This window comes from Streptomyces sp. NPDC030995 (genome assembly GCF_055571215.1).
On sequence record NZ_JBVIFS010000023.1, the window covers coordinates 66,058 to 83,210 of the forward strand.

A 17,153-nucleotide genomic window follows, 5' to 3' on the forward strand; every position below is an offset into this window, starting at 1 on the left:
AGAGAGAAGAGGCGAGAAGGGATGCGGTGAAGGGCGAGGGGAACCCCACCCCCCCCCCCCCCCCCTCCCCCCCCCCCCCCCCCCCCCCCCCCCCCCCCCCCCCCCCGCCCCTGCGGTCAGCGTCGGCGGGTGCGCTTGACCTTGAGCTCCTCGAAGCGCGGTACGTCGCCCTCGCGGACCCGCTGCCAGGCCCGGCGGTAGAGCTCCGCGGCCGGTTCGGCGGGCACCAGCGGCCCCCGCAGGGGGTCGCCGTACATCGAGAGCTTCCACTGCTCCACCGGCAGGACCGGGGAGGCCATGTCCACCCACCCGCCCGGCAGGAACAGCGAGCGCCCGGCCCGGCTCCGCTCGGCCGACACCACCAGGTCGGTGGCGGCCAGTTCGGCGCGGGCGGCCTTGAGCCTGGCGGGCTTCCAGCCGGTCCAGCGCGCGGTGTTGCGGTCGGTGGGGTCGGGCATGGCGAGCAGCGCGAGGTACAGGACGGCCGCGTCGGCGCCGAGACCGTAGGCGTCTCGCGCCTCCGTCACCAGCTCGGGAACCGACCGGCTCGGGTCCTGCGGCCACCAGGTGCCGTCCTTGTCGACGGCGCCCGCCGCCGGGGCTCCCGGGTCGGCGAGCAGGGCGGCGAAACGCTGGTCGTGGGCGGCCCGCAGGGCCGTCTCGACCGCGGAGGGCCGCTGGTCGTCGCCGCGCAGGACCGCCAGGTACGGGTCGGAGCCGGTGGAGTCCAGCAGCGCCGGGCGCAGCGCGGGCTGGGGCCGGTCGTCGTGGGTGGCCATGATCACCGCGCCGTACCGCTCGAAGCCCTCGCCGGTCTCGGTCGGTGTGCCCGCCGCCTTCCGGAAGTCGGGGAGCCGCGCGTAGTGCCCGCTGGCGAGCAGCAGTTCGGGGGCGGCGAGCCGCTGTCGTACGGCCGTCAGCGCGGGCGGCAGGGCCGCCCGCAGGGGATCGCCCGCAGGCAGCCGGTGGGCGAGCCAGGCCATCGTCACCATGGCGCCGGTCAGGACGGACGAGGTGAACGGGTCGGTGGCCGGCTCGCGGGGCTCCACGTGGTCGCCCTTCACCGTCCACGCGACGTCGACGGAGAGCTCCCGGGAGGCGGCCGGGTCGAGGATCGCGGACAGGGCGCGGGGCACGGCCCACCCGATACGCATCACCCGCGAGGCCTCGGTGAGCAGCCAGTCGGGCACGGGCGTACGACGGCCCACGCGCTGGTTCCACACCTCGGCGGCGGCCGCCGCGTCGGGGCCCTCGGTCCACAGGAGCGCCGGGTCCGCGGGCAGCAGCGCGCCGACGACGGCCCGCCGGACCACGGCGTCGAGGCCCGTGAGCTCGTCGCGGGCGTGGTCGGCCTCGGTGACCTTGACGCCGAGGAGGGTCCGCAGCTCGGGATCCAGGAAGTTGCTCCACGAGTTCTCGATGGAGGGCAGGCCGGCGACCACCAGCCGTGCCAGTGCCCCGGGGACCCCGGTGAGCCGGGCGAACTCCTCGGCGGCTTCGGGGAAGAAGGGCGCCGGGCCGCGCTCGGCGGCCTCGGTGAGGAAGCGGGAGAGCCAGTCGGGGCCGCGCTCCGGGTCGCCCACCCGCGCATCGCCGCGCACGGTGTAGGGCCCGGGGACGGTGAAGCGGCCCGTGGGGTCGTGGAGCAGGGCGCCGAACTCGTGGCCGTCGGGGACGGATTCGCTGTGCTCGGTCGTGGCGAGGACAGCTCCGCCGCCGAGCGGGAGTACGGCGCGCCGGTGCAGGTTGCGTTCGCTTCCGTCGGGGGCGCGCAGATGGCGCTGGTCGAGGCGGACCAGGACCCGGCGCCAGCGGCCCGCGGATCCCTCGGCGGAGGCCAGGCCCAGCGCGTCGATCTCGCGGAGCAGGCTGATGACGGCGCCGCGCTCCTCCTCGCTGGTTCCGACCGCGACCGCGCGGTAGGCGACGGCGGCGGGCTGGTCGAGCAGTGGTGTCCAGAGCAGCCCGGAGTACGGCAGGGCGGGCACGTCGAAGTGGAGCCTGCCGGGTGCTTCGGCCGCCCCGGTGTCGGCGCTCGCGGCGGCGAGTTCGCGCAGGAAGCGGTGGGCGACGTCGGTATCTGCGCCCTGGCGGTAGTAGCCGGTGCCGGTGAGTCCGCACAGTGCCTGGTCGATCAGCTGGTCGGCGGGGCCCTGCGGGCCGGTCCCGGCGGCTTCGGCGTCCGGCCGCAGCAGGGCGGCCACCTTGTCGAGGGCCTCCTGCTGGACGAGGGCGAAGCGCAGGACCTCGACGATGCCGCCGATCAGCTCGGGGGCGGTGACCTGGGGCAGGGCCTGGCTCACCAGTGCGGGCAGGTCGTCGGCCTTCGCCGCGGCGGCGGCCGCCTTGAGCAGGGCGCCGACGGTTTCCCGGTCGGCGGTGCGCAGCGCGGCCGAGCCCTCCGGATCGCGGGGGCGCAGGGCGTACCAGTGGGAGAGCGGGGGGAGTTCCACCTTGCCGGTGCGGCGGCGGTCGTCCTCGCGCGCCTGCGCGGTGATCACCCCGTCCGGGTCACTGATGCACAGCTCGTGGTAGCGGTTCGACAGCGCGCGCGGGCGGTCGTCACCGGGGAAGGTGAGCGCCGCGAGCGGCATGTTGCCGCCCTCGGGGGCGGTGACGGTACGGCCCCCGGTGCCCGCTCCCCGCCAGCCGTGGCCGGGGACACGGGCGGCGCGCCAGCCGAGCAGGCCGTCGGCGGGTGCGCCGAGCACCGAGTCCGGCACGGCGGGCGCCGGTCGCAGCCAGCAGGAGTACCCGACGGAGCCGGCGTTCACCCGGTGCCCGTCCAGTGCGTCGGAGAGGAACCCGGGCAGGGAGTACCGGCCGAGGTCACCGGTGGCGGGGTCGTACTCGCGCCACCCGCGCTCGTTGCTCTGGTCGCGCTCCTGCCACACCCAGTACGACGTGCCGTCGGACAGCAGGGCTCGCTCGTCCGGAAGCTTGGTGTCGCCGCGGTGCAGGACGCCGCCGCCGGTGGCGCGGCCGCCGTCCGGGAGCGGCAGGCTGAGGTGTTCGGAGCGCAGCTGCCAGTGGGCGCGGTCGGTGGCGAGGCTGAAGACGGTGCCGGGCGAAGTGTGCCAGTAGCCCTGCGTCTCGTTGGTGTTCCAGGAGTTCCAGAAGACCAGCAGTTCACCGTCGACGTAGTGGAAGCCGTGGCGGTACTCGTTGCCGGTGGGGACCCGCAGGTCGTGGGTGAGGACGGTGGAGTCGGCGTCGATGACCCGGACCTGGGTGGAGTTGGCGACGATCAGGTACGGCCAGGCCTCGACGACGGTCAGGCCGCGCCGGTTCCGGACAGGTGCCAGTTCGGCGACCGCGCTCTCCCACGAGGGCCAGGTCAGCTCCTCGAAGAGCCCGCCGCGCAGGGTACGGGCCAGGGTCTCGCCGAGGTCGGCGGCGGCCGCGGCGGCCACTTCCTCGGGGGCCAGCTCGAGAGCCTCGGTGGGCAGCCAGGTCAGGCGGGCGATGGCGTCGGGTACTCCGGGCAGGCCGGCGGCGGTGGAGGCGCGCGCCACGCCGCGCACCCACTCGGTCAGCACCGGGCGGCCGCCGGGCGAGGCGGCGACGCGGCGGATGACGTCGTGGCCGCCGTATCCGAGGCCGTTCAGCCCGCGGTGGAAGGCGGGGTGGAACCGCCGGTCGGCGGCGAGGGCGAGCAGATCGCGGCGCTGGTCGGAGCAGGCCCAGTCCGTCAGGTTGAGCTGGCTGTGCCGGTGCCTGTTCTCCTTGGCGTCGGGGTCGGCGACGGGGATCGCCAGGGCGAGCAGCAGGTCGAGGAGGTCGGCGTCCTCGACCCCCACGCGCAGACCCGCCTCGCGGCCGGGCCGGGCGAGTTCGGTGCGCAGCTGCTCCGCGCAGCGCTCGACGACGTCGAGCAGTACGGGAGGCGTGGGGCGCTGGCCCCAGCCGGAGTGGCGGGCGGCGTGGAAGCGCTCCAGCCAGCCGGCGGCGCCGTCGGCGCAGCGCTGCTCGGCGGGCAGGTCCTCCGTGGCCAGCCCCGCGGTCGCGCCGGACTCCTCCAGGATGTCCAGCCACAGGCCGGTGAGCTCGGCGCCGTCGCCACCGCCGGGCGGCGTCAGCCCGAGGAGCGTGCCGCGTACGGCGGGAACGCGGCGGGCCAGCGCGACGAGGGCCGCGCGGTGGGCCTTCCACCAGCCGACCGCGGCGCGCAGGGTGGCGGGCAGGGGCAGCAGTTCGGCGAGGTACTCCTGCTCGGATTCGGTGCCGGTCAGGCCCGCGGCGCGGGCGAGGCGGCGCAGTTCGACGGCGGCCTGGGCGGAGGGCGGCAGCCCGCCGGCGGTGCGGCGTACGCACAGGCGGCGGAATCGCTCGTGGGCCTCGGCGGGGGTGACCCGAAGGGCCAGAGCCTTGCCGTAGCCGGTGAGCACCTTCACCGGCAGGGCGCCGGCCAGGGCGAATTCGAGGAAGACGGCGTCGAGGCGGTCCTCGTCGACGCTCAGCCCGTGCTGGGCCTCGGCGACGCGGGCGCGGCCGAACAGCTGGGCTGCGTAGGTGGTGTTCTCGACGCCGAGGAAGATGCGGGCCGCCTGCTCGTGGAAGACGGGCAGGAAGTGCGGGATGGCGGCGGCGAGGCGGCCGGCCAGTTCGAGGCAGGCGTCGAGCGCGGCCTTGGGCTTGGTCTTGGCCTGCCGGGCGATCCGGTCGAGTTCGGGGACGATGGCGAGGGCGTGGTGGCCGTCCTCGGGGTGGTGCACGAGGACCCATTCGGGGAAGCCGAGCGCCTGGCGCCGGGTCAGGCCGACGACGGGCGGCTCGTCCTCGTCGCGTACGAGTCCCAGGAAGCCGGCGGCCAGGTCCTCGGCCGCGCCCAGTTCGCCGGCGGTGAGCCGGACGACGACGCGGTCCTCGCCGAGCCCGGGGTGGCGGTAGGAGCGCGCGGTCAGATCGACGGCGGTGGGGCCGGCGCCGGTGGTGCCGTGCGGCAGGACGGCGCCGGCCTTGAGCAGCAGTGCGGCCTGGTTCATCTCATCGTTCATCTCATCGTTCATCTCGGTGCTGTTCTCGGTGCTCTTCTCGGTGCTGGTCCCGGTGTCCTGCAGGTCGGTGCTCACGCGTCCCCGCCCTCCTCGATCTTGCGCCCGGCGTACAGCGCCGCGGCCATCCGCATTCCCTCGGACCAGGCCACCGGTCCGACCTTGGCCAGGGGCACCGTCCGGCCGTCCTCGTCGTGCCAGTTGAGGGCGCCCGTGGTCGTCTCGTCCTCGTAGTAGGGCTCGCCGATCCAGACGGCCGCTTCCGTGCCGGGCCCGGAGTCGCGGACCTTGCAGGTGGCGTAGCCGCCGGAGACCCGGTAGCCCAGGCCGGTCGCCCGGGCGGCGAGGCCGAAGCGGGTGGGGAAGACCCCGCCCGCGTAGTCGCGGACCTCGGTGGCGTTGGTGGCGAGCTCGGCAGGCTTCTGCCAGGTGGCACGGTGGATCTGCTCGACCCGCTGCACGATGCCCAGCTCGGCCGCGAACTCCCGTACGTCGTCCAGTTCGGGCAGCAGCACCGGGTGCGGGAGGGTCACCGTGCGCGGGGAGAGCCGTACGGTCTCGCCGTCGAGGTTGACCACCTTCAGCTCACCCGAGGCGGTGGCGTCCCGCAGGAAGCCCACCTCGTCCGGGTCGTCACCGACGATCGCCATGTCGCGCAGGGCGCTCTGCCAGGCCTCGTCCGGCCAGACCCGGGCGAGCAGCTCGGTCGGCACGGGCAGCGAGGACACCATCCAGCTGTCGACCTGCGCGATGCAGGCCGCGGCGTGCCGGTCGAGCCATTCGGCCAGCCGGCGCAGCCGGTCCACCTCGGGATGGTCCTTCAGCGCCTTGGGCAGCGTCTTCAACTGCCGTCCCGCCGCCCGGCCGGTCGCGGACCTCGCCGCCACCCGTCCCTCCACCAGGGCGATCTCGTACGCCTCGCCCGCCGCCAGCCATGCCACCATCAGCCGTGCCCCTCCGCCTGTCCCGTCCGCTTCCGCGCAGCCCTGACAGGGGGAGTGAAATCCCCCTGAGCTGCGGTATGTCAGGAGAGTAGCGAGGGCCACTGACAACGCCCGCCGAAGGGTCATCGGCCGGTTGAATGTCCGGTTCTGGGTAGTCTTTCCCGGACAGCGTGCGAAGCGGTACCGGCTCGGGGTGGGGTTATGGAACGTCAGATAGGTGTGCCCGGCGCGGTCCTGGCGGCCGTGCTCCTCGCGGCCGCGGCCGGCTGCTCCGGTCCGGCGGCCCCGGGCGGCGGGGACGCGAAGCCGTCGGTATCGCAGTCCGCCCCGCCCGCCGGGGCACCCGCCGCCGGGGACGTCCTGCCCGGCATGGTCAGTACCGCCGTGGCACGTACGCAACTGGCGGAGCTGAAGGTGGCGCCGGTGGGCACGATGGCCGGATACAGCCGGGACAAGTTCACGCACTGGGCTCAGCAGGGGAACAAGTGCGACACCCGCGAGGTCATCCTGGAGCGCGACGGCACGGACGTCACGCGGGACGCCGAATGCCGGGCGGTCTCCGGCACCTGGAAGAGCCTCTACGACGGGGTGGTCGTCACCGAGGCGTCGAAGATGGACATCGACCACATGGTGCCCCTCGCCGAGGGCTGGCGCTCCGGCGCGGCCGGCTGGGACGCCGCCCGGCGCAAGGCCTTCGCCAACGACCTGACCAACCCTCAGCTGCTGGCCGTCACCGCGGCCTCGAACCGCTCCAAGGGTGACCAGAGCCCCGACCTGTGGCAGCCGCCGGACAAGTCGAGCTGGTGCCAGTACGGGCGGGCCTGGACCACCGTCAAATCCACCTACGGGCTGACCGTCACCGAGCCGGAGAAGAAGATGCTCACCACGATGCTGGACAGCTGTACCTCATGACCGACGCGCGACACCAGCAGTGGCAGGACGAGGTGCTCGCCGGGCCGGGCGGCGCCATGACCGACGAGGTCGGCGTCATCACCGGCCCGCTCACCCTGCGCACCACGGCGGTGGCCGGGGACCTGGTCCGGTTCCACATCCAGTACAAGGACGCCGACGAGTGGTACACCCTCACGGGCAGCCCCCTCCCCCACCACGGCGCCCCGGCCGCCCTGCACGCCGCCGCCCTCACCGCGATCCGCGCCGGCCACGCGGCCCGGGCACCGGGCACCGGACCCGCCTGAGCGGGCTCAGAGGACGGCGGTGCCCAGCGGCCGCGAACCCGCCGGAAGGCGGCGGGTGGCGGCGGGTGGCGCCCGTGTCGAGGTCGACGACCGTGATGCCGTTCCAGTAGCCGTCACGGGTGTGGCCGCCCGTGACGTACGCGGTGCGGCCGTCCCGGGAGACGGCCACGTCCTCGTGCGGGCCGTCCAGCGGGTACACCCGCTCGGTCCCGTCGGCCGGGCGGACGGCCGCGTAGTGCGGCTTCAGCCAGGAGCCGAGCCCGCCTTCGGTTCCGTAGGGGGCGACCTCGATGCGGCGGGTGCGGAGCGTGCCGGCCGCGACGACGGTGACGTCGAAGGAGTCGTGCCCGGTGAGGTGGATCTCGGCGCCGTCCGGGGACACGTCCACGTCGAAGGGGCGCCGGCCCACGGGCACGGCGGCGGTGAACTCCAGCCTCGCCGTGTCGAGGACCTCCAGCACCCCGGTGGCGCCGGGCACGTTGACCCCGACGTACGCGTGCGCGCCGTCGGGTGAGAGCGCGATGCCCATGCCGCCGCCGCGGTACTCGCCGTCGGTGACCGGGCCCGTTCCGGTGCGGTACGGGATGCGGGCCACCCGTACGCGGGTGCGGGTGTCGACGACGGCGACGCCCTCGGCCGTGGCCACCCATGCGCGCCCGTCCGGGCCGACGGCCAGCCCGTACGGCGCCCTGCCCACGGCGACGGAAGCGACCGTGGTGTCCCTCTCGGCTCCGGGCGGGGAGGACCGCGTACGTCCTCCCGCTCCCCCGGTCCATGCTCGCCGCGCCGGGGCCCCCGGCCGTTCCGACCGCCGGCCGGAGCCCGCGAGCCGTCCGGCGGACCCCCGGGTCGGCCGATCGGCCGATGTGGCCGGCGGTGGGCAACCGACAGCCCGCGGCCGACAGCCCGCGGACCGCAGCCGGATCAGGCCTCGTACTCGGTGAGGTCGATGCCGTGGATCTGCAGGAGGTAGTGGTGCTCGGGCTCCGTGGTGTCGCGTTCGAGCACCATGCCGAGCTTGCGGATCACGTTCTCGGAGTCGTCGTTGCCCGACCGGTTGATGGCGATGACCCGGTCGAGTCCGCGGTCCTGGAGCGCGAACTCCAGGGTGGCCTGGGCGGCCTCGGAGGCGTAGCCCTGGCCCCAGTACTGGCGGCCGAGGCGCCAGCTGATCGCGATGTCCGGCAGTGCCTCCGGCAGGTACTCGGGGACCGAGAGCCCGACGACGCCGATCAGCTCGCCCGAGGCGAGGAGTTCGACGGCGAATTGTCCGAAGCCCTCCTCGTCCCACTCGTCCTCCCAGCGCTCGATCTCCTCGGCGGTCTGGTCGAGGTCGAGGGTGGAACCGTCGCCGATCCAGCGCATCACCTCCGTGTCGGCGTTGATCTCCGACATGGGGACGAGGTCGTCGTCGGTCCAGCGGCGGAGGAGGAGTCGGGGGGTACGGATCTCGGTCATGCCCCACATCCTGCCGAAATTCCGCCGACCAGCGGTAATCGGCCATTGCGGGGGTGTTTCAGATTCATGGCCATGGCGGTGGGAAGGTTTCCGCGGCCCGCCCCGGGCCCCTACGGTCCGTCGGGAACCGCGACCAAGGAGTGACCCCGTCATGCCCCACGACCTGTCGGACGAGAGCCAGTACGACCGCACGCGCCTGCGGCAGTGGGCGCGCGGCCGCGCCCGCTCCGCCGGTTTGGACCGCCGTGATCTGCTCAGGCTGTTCGCGGTGGGGGCGGCCGCCGGATCCATGGGCCTGGCCGCGGGCGGCGGCGCGGCCTCGGCCGCCACGGCCGCCGCCGCACCCACACCCGCACCCGCGCCCGCACCCGCACCCGCCGCCGCGCCCGGCATCCTCAAGTCACTGCCGCCCGAGCTGTTCACCCTCCGCGGCACCAACGCGGAGACGAACTTCGCGGCGCTGCGCGGCACCGGCCCGCTCACCCCGATCGACCGGTTCTTCGTGCGCAACCACACCTCCACCCCGCGCATCGACGCCGGGGAATGGCGGCTGAAGGTGTGGGGCGACGGGCTCGCGGGCGGCCCGGTGGAGTTCTCGTACGAGCGGCTGCGCGCCCTGCCTGCGGTCGAGCGGACGCTGTTCCTCGAGTGCGCGGGCAACGGCCGGAGCTTCTACGCCACGCAGCAGGGCCAGCCGGTCACCGGCACGCCCTGGACCCTGGGCGCGATCGGCGTCGCGCGCTGGCGGGGCGCGCGGCTGTCGGACGTGCTGCGGCTGGCGGGCGTGACCCGCGGCGCCGTCGACGTCCTGCCGCGCGGCCTGGACGACGAGGTGATCGCCAACGGGGTGAACCTCGGACGGGTGCGGCGCCCGCTGCCGGTGGCGAAGGCGCTGGACGACGTACTGCTGGCGTTCGAGATGAACGGGCAGCCGCTGCCGGCGGACCACGGCGGTCCGGTCCGCCTCGTGGTGCCGGACTGGGTCGGGATCTCCTCGATCAAGTGGGTCGGGGACATCGAGGTGAGCGCTGAGCCGCTGTACTCGCCGTGGAACACCGACATGTACCGGCTGTTCGGGCCCGCGTACCCGGCGGAGGGCGGCCCGGTGGTGACCCGGCAGACCCTCAAGAGCGCCTTCGAGCTGGAGCTGGGTGCCACGGTTCCCGTGCACCGGACCCGCCTGCTGACCGGCCGTTCCTGGTCGGCCGCGGCGCCCGTCACCCGTATCGAGGTCAGCACCGACGGCGGCGGCCACTGGCGGCGGGCCCGGCTGTACGACGCCCCGCACCGGGGTGGCTGGGTGCGCTGGTCGGTGCCGTGGACCCCGCGGGCGACGGGCGCGACGGCCCTGCTGGCCCGGGCGACCGACGCGACCGGGCGGACGCAGCCCGAGACGTCGGTCCACAACACGCAGGGCTACCTCTTCGACGCCGTCGTGCGCCACCCGGTCACAGTGGTCTAGGGGGCAACCATGTGAACCACCCCCTGACCGCTCAGGGGGTGTGGAAACGGACCTCCGGCGCGTCGGCGGACGGGCCGTCGAGCACGGGCTGCGGTGCGCCCCTCAGGTGCTGGTCGAAGAAGGCGCCGACGTAGCGCCGGGTCAGTTCGACGGAGCGGGTGCCGGGCAGCGGGGTCTCCGGGTCGGGGAGGCCCAGCTGCTCGCCGATCAGCGGGAAGTCGGAGAAGGTGAAGTGGCCGGAGCCGGCGAAGGTGATCCAGCGCTTCCAGCCGTCGAGCAGGGGCCAGGTGTCGTCCCAGCTCTTGTTGCCGCCGGGACGCCGGGCCTGCGCGCCCAGCATCATGAAGGGGCGCCCGCCGAGACCGGCGCCGGCGACCGGTGTGGAGAATCCGCCGTCCATGTTGACCCCAGCGAGGATCCGGGGGTCGGCCGTCATCGCGGCGGCCGCCGAGGCACCGCCGATGGAATGGCCCGCCATCGCGATGCGGCTCTTGTCGATGATTGCGGCGTGGCGCCAGGCGGGGCCCGGACCCGTGAGGCGGTCCAGCAGGAAGGACACGTCGCGTGCCCGGGTGCCGCTGACCGCACCCATGCCGCCCGCTCCTTCGACCTTCTGGCAGGCCAGGCACTCCAGTACGCGGCCGCCGGGAAAGGCGGTCCCGACGCTCTCGTACGCGTGGTCGACCGCGGCGACGACGTAACCGCGCGAGGCCAGGTCCTCGGCGAGCGAGGTGAGGGTGGCGCGCGGGACGGTGAATCCGGGAGAGAGCACGATCAGCGGGTAACGGCCCGCGACGGGGCGGGCGCCGGACCGGGCATGGGTGGCGACGCCGGCCAGGGTCTCGACGGGGATCGCCTGGTCGAGGCCCCGGTCGATCAGCAGCAGCCGGGCTTCCTCGCGGGTGAGGTAGCGCGCCGTCCTGCCGGTGTCGCGGCGCGCCGGGTAGCGCATGGTCACCATCAGCTCGCGCGGGCCCGACTCGGCCCAGGGGTCGGTGCGGCTGCGGTCCACCAGGTGCAGATCCTCCTGGCCGACCGCGAAAGAGCCGGTGGGGCGCGGGAGTTGCACCGCCGCGCGTCGGCTCTCGGTGCTCTGGTCCGCGGTCGGGGACGCGGCCGCGGCGGCGGTGCCCGCGGCGGCGAGCGGGGCCGGGAGGAGGAGGGCGAGCAGGGTCAGCGAAACGGCTGCTGTTCGTCGTCGGATCATGAACTTCACGCTATGTGCGTGATATTGGCGGGTCGTCAGCTCTGAGACGGACCGGACGTCAGACCCCGGGAGACTTCCGGTGGCCTCCCGGTCATTCCGAAGTCGTAGCCACGCTGATCGAGTCGAGCTTGCCCCGCAGGTACACGTGGGAGTCGACGGGTTCGTGCACCACGCGGCCGACCGGGGCGGGCAGGGAGTCCACCCGGGTGTGCGGGTCGCAGTCGTAGAAGTAGACCAGCGAGATCAGCTCCTCGGCCGGGGCGTCGGCGGGCGGGGGCAGCACACGGTGGCGGCCCGCGCGCCAGCGGTCGCCCGTCCAGCGGGCCATCAGGTCGCCGATGTTCACGGTGAGCGCCGCCGGATCGTAGGGCGCGTCCTGCCAGCCGTCGGCATCGGTGTGGATCTGGAGCCCGCCGGAGCCGAGCTGCCGGTCGAGGACCGTGACCGTGCCGAAGTCGGTGTGCGCCCCGATGCGGAACTGGCCGGGCAGCGGCGGGCCGACGATCTCGGCGCCCGGATACCAGTTGAGGTTGAACCCCCAGGTGGGATGTGAGGTGTGGCGGGTGAAGTGGTCCTCGGCCAGTCCGAGGGCGGTGGCCAGCAGTTCCAGCAGTTCGTCGGACAGGGCCCGCATCAGGCCCAGGTACTCGGTCACCAGCGGCCGCAGCGCCGGCACCTCGGCCGGCCAGACGTTGGGCCGGAACCACTCGGCGTCGACGGCGGGGTCTCCGGTGGGTTCGTCCGCCGCGAAGGACCAGGATTCCTTGAGGTCGGGCGGCGAGGGCTCGCCCTCCGCGTAGCTGTTGGCCTCCGCCCCGGGGCCGAGCCAGCCCCGGTCGCCGACCGTGACCGCGTACGGTTCCTTCGCCGCGGCCGGAAGCCGGAAGAACGCGCGGGCCGCCTCCCGGATCCGCGCGGGCAGCGCGGGGTCCACCCCGTGCCCGGTGACCAGCAGGAATCCGGCCGCGCGCAGAGCCTCGTCGACGCGGGCGGCCGTGCGGGCGCGTGCCTGCGCCTCGCCGGACCGCCACGGCCCGAGATCGATCACGGGAACCTGGGAACCGACCATGGGAGCCATGGGAGACCTGCCTTCCGAGGCTGCGGGGGGCGTCCGGATTCGAGGTTATCGGCGCGTACCGCCGGACGGGCTCGACACGGAGCGTGGTTCTCGGCCACCTTCTGTGTGCATTCGACGCGGTCGGCCGCGAGGATCATCCGGAAAGGACCCGGAAAGGGCCAGAATGAGACCTAGGGGCTCACGAGGGACGGAGCGAAGCGGTGGAGATTTCGACGCGGGAGGTCTTCGGCGCACCGTGCTGGGTGAGCCTGATGGCACGCGACCTCGATACGGCGCAGCGTTTCTACGGTGCGGTCGCGGGCTGGAGATTCCGGCCGGCCCGCCTGGGCGCGGCCTTCTCTGTGGCTTTTCTGGACGGTGTCCCGGTCGCGGGCATCGGTGCGCTGGCCAGCGACCTCGGGGTGGCGGTGGCGTGGACCCCGTACTTCGCCGTCGACGACGCCGATGTGGCGGTGGACCGCATCCGGGAGCGGACCGGGACGATCGCGGTCGGTCCGGTCTCCTTCGAATCCGGCGGCCGCGGGGCCCTCGTGGCCGACCCCGACGGTGCGGTGTTCGGGATCTGGGAGGGCGATGTGGCCGCGGACTGGCGGGTGGGCAAGGGCCCTGCGCCGGCCTGGCTGGAACTGCGCACCCGCAACGCCCTCGACGCGGCGATGTTCTACGGCGCGGTGCTGGAGTGGGCCACGGGCCGGACCGGCTGCTGCGAGGTCTCCTACGAGGAGGACCAGGTCGTGCTGCGGCAGGACGGCGAACCCGTCGCCCGCCTCAACAGCGGCCCGGTCGAGCTCGCCTCCTACTCCCCGCACACCAGGCCCCGCTGGCACGTCCACTTCCGGGTCCCCAAGCTCCGGCCCGCGATCGAGGCGGCCGTCGCGCTCGGCGGGCGCACCGTCTCGGACGTCACCTCCAACGCCGTGGAGCGGTGGGTGACGCTCCGCGACCCGGACGGGGCCCTGTTCACCCTCACCACCTCCCTCGGGTCGGACACCGACTGAGGTCAGCCGAGGACCGCCAGGACCCGGTCCGGTGTGAGGGGCAGTTCGCGCAGGCGGTGCCCGGTGGCGTGGCAGACGGCGTTGCCGATCGCGGCGGCCACCCCGACGATGCCGATCTCGCCGATGCCCTTGCCGCCCAGCGGGTTCAGGTGTTCGTCGCGCTCGTCGATCCAGTGCGCCTCGATGGCGGGCACGTCCGCGTGCGAGGGCACGTGGTAGGAGGCCAGGTCGCTCTGGGCGAAGTCGCCGTAGGCGGGGTCGACGGCGCTGTGCTCGGTCAGGGCCATGCCGAGGCCCATGACCATGCCGCCGATGAACTGCGACCGGGCGGTCGTCGGGTTCAGGATGCGCCCGGCCGCGTACACACCGAGCAGGCGGCGTACGCGCACCTCACCGGTGACCGTGTCGACCTGGACCTCCGCGAAGTGCGCGCCGAAGGCGTGGCGCGCGTACGGGGGTTTCTCCTTGGCCGCCTCGGTGGTGTCGGCGACGGCCGTCAGGCCCTCGGGCGGCAGCGGCCCGTGGTGGCGGGCCAGTTGGGCGGCGAGCGCGGTGCAGGCGTCGTGGACCGCCCAGCCCCAGGAGGCGGTTCCGGCGGAGCCCCCGGCGAGCGGGGCCGCGGGCAGGCCGGTGTGGCCGATGGCCACCGTCACGGACGCGAGGGGAACGCCCAGGGCGTCGGCGGCCACCTGGGCGAGGACGGTGCGCGCGCCGGTGCCCAGGTCGGTCGCGTTGAGCTCGACCAGGCAGCCGCCGTCGGGGCGGGCCCGGGCCCGGGCCGTGGAGGGCGCGATCCAGACGGGGTAGGTGGCGGCGGCCACGCCCACGCCGCCCAGCAGCGGCCCGTCACGGCGGGGGGTGCGCCCGGCGGCCCAGCCGAACCGGTCCGCGCCCTCCCGCAGGCATTCGACGAGGTGGCGGCTGCTGAAGGGGCGGCCGCTGTCGGGTTCGACGGCCGGTTCGTTGCGGATGCGCAGCTCCACGGGGTCCATGCCGAGCGCGTCGGCCAGCTCGTCCATGGCCGATTCCAGTGCGTACATGCCGGGGGTCTCGCCGGGGGCGCGCATCCAGGAGGGCGTGGGAACGTCCAGGGCGACGACGCGGTGGCTGGTACGGATGTCCGGTACGGCGTACATGATCCGGGCGGGCACGGCGGCCTGCTCGACGAACTCCCGGACGCGGGAGGTGTGCGTGGTGACCGCGTGCGTGAGGGCCGTGAGGGTGCCGTCGCGGCGGGCGCCCAGCGCGAGCCGGTGCAGGGTGGGTGCGCGGTGCCCGACCGTGGCGGCCATGTGGCGCCGGGGCAGGGCGAGTTTGACGGGGCGGCCGGTGTTCCGGGCGGCCATGACGGCCAGGACCACGTGGGGGCGCGGGGTGCCCTTGCAGCCGAATCCGCCGCCGACGTGTTCGGAGACGACGTCGATGTGCTCCTCGGGCACGCCGAAGAGTGCGGAGAGGGTCATCCGGACGATGCCCGTGCCCTGGCTGGAGTCGTGGACGGTCAGCCGGCTCCGCCCGGCGTCCCAGACGGCGGTGGCGGCGTGCGGCTCCATGGGGTGGTTGTGCAGCGGGGGCACGGTGTACGCGCAGTCGATGCGTACGGGTGCGGCGGCGAGCGCCGCGTCCGGGTCGCCCTGCCGGCGCACGGCGGGGTAGCCGCCGTTGACCTCTTCGGGCGTGTAGGCGCCGGGGTGGTCCTCGTACAGGACGGCGTCGTGCGGTTCGATCGCGTAGTCGATCCTCACCGCTTCGGCGGCGGCGCGTGCGCCTTCGGGGGTGTCGGCGATGGCGAGGGCCACGTACCAGCCGCGGTGCGGGACGGCCGGGTCCTGGAGGACCTGGAGGGTGGGGTCGTCCCAGGGGCCGAGCCGCGGCGCGTTGTCCGGGGTGAGGACGTCGAGTACCCCCGGCAGGTCCAGGGCGGCGCCGGTGTCGACGGCGGTGACGCGGCCGCGTGGGATCGTGGCGGGGACGGGACAGGCGTAGACGCAGCCGGGCGGGGTGTGGTCGGCGGCGTAGCGGGCGGCGCCCGTGACCTTCTCCGGACCCTCCGCGCGGACGGTGGGGGTGCCGAGTGCCGGGTGCGGGGGCATCGCCTGCTCCTCTACGGGTTCACGGATCTGCGGTCCACGGGTCTACGGTCTACGGGTCTACGGGTCCACGGGTCCACGGGTCAACGGCGGGTCTACGGCGTGGGACGGGCCAGGGCGCCGAGCACGTCGCAGGCCAGATTGCGCGCGAGTGCGACCTTGAAGGCGTTGTCGCGCAGGGGCCTGGCCTCGGCCAGTTCCGCCTCGACCGCCTGCCGGACGGCATCGGGGGTCGGCGCTGCCCCGGTGAGCGCCCGTTCGGCCGTGGTGGCCCGCCAGGGCCGGTGGGCGAGCCCGCCGAAGGCGAGGGCGACCCGCCGTACGAGACCTGCGTCGGCGTCGACGTCGAGGACCACGGCGACCGAGGCCAGCGCGAAGGCGTACGAGGCCCGGTCGCGGGCCTTCCGGTACCGGGAGCGGGCGCCGGGGGCGGCGGCCGGCAGGAGCACCCCGGTGACGATCTCGCCGTCCCGGATGACGGTGTCCTGCTCGGGGCGGTCGCCGGGCAGCCGGTGGAACGCGGTGGCCGCCACCGTCCGGGTGCCCTCGGCCCCGTAGAGCTCGATGTCGGCGTCGTACGCGGCGAGGGCGACGGCCATGTCCGAGGGGTGGGTGGCGACGCAGTGGGTGGAGTGGCCGAGCACGGCGTGGTCGCGGTGGATTCCGTCGAGCGCGGAGCAGCCGGTGCCCGGCTCCCGCTTGTTGCAGGCCTTGGAGGTGTCCTGGAAGTACGTGCAGCGGGTGCGCTGGAGGAGGTTGCCCCCGGTGGTGGCGACATTGCGCAGCTGCGCGGACGCCCCGGCGAGCAGGGCCTGGGCCAGGGCCGGGTACCGGGTGCGTACGAGGGGGTGCGCGGCCACGTCGCTGCCGCGGGCCGTGGCTCCGATGCGCAGTGCGCCCCCGGGCAGCTCCTCGATGGCGTGGAGCGGGATCCGGGAGAGGTCGACGAGGGTGCCGGGGGTCTCGACGCCGAGTTTCATGAGGTCGACGAGGTTGGTGCCGCCGCCGAGGTAGCGGGAGCCCGGGTGGGCCGCGTGGGCCTCGGCCGCCTCCTGGAGGGTGCTCGCCCGTACGTAGCCGAAGGGCTTCATCCGGCCACGTCCTGCACGGCCTGGACGATGGCGGGGTAGGCGCCGCAGCGGCAGAGGTTGCCGCTGAGCCGCTCCCTGATCTCCGACTCGGTCAGCGTCACCGGGCCGTTCGGGTCGTCGGCGGCTTCGGCGAGGGCGCCGACGGCGGAGCAGAGCTGGCCGGGTGTGCAGAAGCCGCACTGGAAGGCGTCCCGTTCCACGAAGGCCCGCTGGAGGGCGGCGGCGGTGTCGCTGCCGCTGTCGGCGAGTCCCTCCACGGTGGTGACCTCCGCGCCGTCCTGGGCCACCGCGAGCAGCAGGCAGCTGTTGGCCCGCCGCCCGTCGAGGAGCACGGTGCAGGCGCCGCACTGGCCGTGGTCGCAGCCCTTCTTGGGCCCGGTGAGGTCCAGATGCTCCCGGAGGGCGTCGAGGAGGGTGACGCGGTGGTCGAGCCGGAGGGCATGGTCCGTGCCGTTGACGCGCAGCGTGACGGTGGTGCTGGTGGTGCTGGTGGTGCGGTTGCCGGTGGTGCGGGCGGCGCAGGCGGGGTCCTTCGCGGGGTCGGTTCGGCTCACCACCACAGGTTCTCCGAAGGTGCGCGCTCCGGCATCCGCGGTCGGCCATTCGCGACGGATCACGCTCGGTGACGCTTCGAG

12 protein-coding genes and 1 pseudogene are annotated in these 17,153 nt (G+C 74.4%); 4 read left to right on the forward strand and 9 right to left on the reverse strand.

Annotated features, from left to right (window positions below; all coding sequences use genetic code 11):
• Positions 1-116 precede the first annotated feature (116 nt).
• Positions 117-4,997, reverse strand: coding sequence for a DNA-binding protein (locus tag ACZ45T_RS28310; RefSeq protein ID WP_468446187.1), 4,881 nt, complete (start codon positions 4,995-4,997; stop codon positions 117-119).
• A gap of 71 nt (positions 4,998-5,068) precedes the next feature.
• A complete protein-coding gene (locus tag ACZ45T_RS28315; protein ID WP_468446189.1) occupies positions 5,069-5,935 on the reverse strand; it encodes a DUF4132 domain-containing protein in 867 nt (288 codons plus the stop codon).
• Positions 5,936-6,139: 204 nt separating this feature from the next.
• Between ACZ45T_RS28315 and ACZ45T_RS28320 the strand changes: the two genes are divergently transcribed.
• Both ACZ45T_RS28320 and ACZ45T_RS28325 read left to right on the forward strand, forming a co-directional pair.
• Positions 6,140-6,850, forward strand: a complete 711-nt coding sequence (locus ACZ45T_RS28320; protein WP_468446120.1) for an HNH endonuclease family protein — start codon at positions 6,140-6,142, stop codon at positions 6,848-6,850.
• A complete protein-coding gene (locus ACZ45T_RS28325; protein WP_468446122.1) occupies positions 6,847-7,134 on the forward strand; it encodes a hypothetical protein in 288 nt (95 codons plus the stop codon). Before ACZ45T_RS28320 ends, ACZ45T_RS28325 begins: the two co-directional genes overlap by 4 nt.
• Before the next feature lie 6 nt (positions 7,135-7,140).
• Here ACZ45T_RS28325 and ACZ45T_RS28330 read toward each other — a convergent pair.
• Together ACZ45T_RS28330 and ACZ45T_RS28335 are read right to left on the reverse strand one after the other, a co-directional pair.
• Positions 7,141-8,062, reverse strand: a pseudogene (locus ACZ45T_RS28330) (YncE family protein).
• Positions 8,059-8,592 carry a GNAT family N-acetyltransferase gene (locus ACZ45T_RS28335; protein ID WP_468446124.1) on the reverse strand — a complete coding sequence of 178 codons (534 nt, stop codon included), beginning with the start codon at positions 8,590-8,592 and terminating at the stop codon, positions 8,059-8,061. Before ACZ45T_RS28335 ends, ACZ45T_RS28330 begins: the two are co-directional and overlap by 4 nt.
• 151 nt (positions 8,593-8,743) lie before the next feature.
• On the opposite strand from ACZ45T_RS28335, the gene ACZ45T_RS28340 reads away from it, so the two are divergent.
• The gene (locus ACZ45T_RS28340; protein ID WP_468446126.1) at positions 8,744-10,054 is read left to right on the forward strand and encodes a sulfite oxidase; all 1,311 of its coding nucleotides are present in this window, start codon (positions 8,744-8,746) and stop codon (positions 10,052-10,054) included.
• A 31-nt stretch (positions 10,055-10,085) separates the two neighbouring features.
• Here the strand turns inward: ACZ45T_RS28340 and ACZ45T_RS28345 are convergent, their stop codons facing one another.
• Both ACZ45T_RS28345 and ACZ45T_RS28350 read right to left on the reverse strand, forming a co-directional pair.
• Entirely contained in the window at positions 10,086-11,261 is a 1,176-nt protein-coding gene (locus ACZ45T_RS28345; protein WP_468446128.1) for an alpha/beta hydrolase family protein, read from the reverse strand.
• Between the two features lie 91 nt (positions 11,262-11,352).
• A complete protein-coding gene (locus tag ACZ45T_RS28350) occupies positions 11,353-12,330 on the reverse strand; it encodes an isopenicillin N synthase family dioxygenase (protein ID WP_468446130.1) in 978 nt (325 codons plus the stop codon).
• Positions 12,331-12,590: 260 nt separating this feature from the next.
• On the opposite strand from ACZ45T_RS28350, the gene ACZ45T_RS28355 reads away from it, so the two are divergent.
• Positions 12,591-13,337: a VOC family protein gene (locus ACZ45T_RS28355; protein WP_468446191.1), complete on the forward strand. Its 747-nt coding sequence runs from the start codon at positions 12,591-12,593 to the stop codon at positions 13,335-13,337.
• A 2-nt stretch (positions 13,338-13,339) separates the two neighbouring features.
• On the opposite strand, the gene ACZ45T_RS28360 is transcribed toward ACZ45T_RS28355, so the two are convergent.
• The 3 genes from ACZ45T_RS28360 to ACZ45T_RS28370 all read right to left on the reverse strand — a co-directional run bounded on the left by ACZ45T_RS28360 (position 13,340) and on the right by ACZ45T_RS28370 (position 16,982).
• Positions 13,340-15,430, reverse strand: a complete 2,091-nt coding sequence (locus tag ACZ45T_RS28360) for a xanthine dehydrogenase family protein molybdopterin-binding subunit (RefSeq protein ID WP_468446132.1) — start codon at positions 15,428-15,430, stop codon at positions 13,340-13,342.
• A 92-nt stretch (positions 15,431-15,522) separates the two neighbouring features.
• Positions 15,523-16,518: an FAD binding domain-containing protein gene (locus ACZ45T_RS28365; protein ID WP_468446134.1), complete on the reverse strand. Its 996-nt coding sequence runs from the start codon at positions 16,516-16,518 to the stop codon at positions 15,523-15,525.
• On the reverse strand, positions 16,515-16,982 hold the full coding sequence (locus ACZ45T_RS28370; protein WP_468446193.1) for a (2Fe-2S)-binding protein: 468 nt from the start codon (positions 16,980-16,982) through the stop codon (positions 16,515-16,517). The genes ACZ45T_RS28365 and ACZ45T_RS28370 overlap by 4 nt, the downstream gene beginning before the upstream one ends.
• Positions 16,983-17,153: the final 171 nt, after the last annotated feature.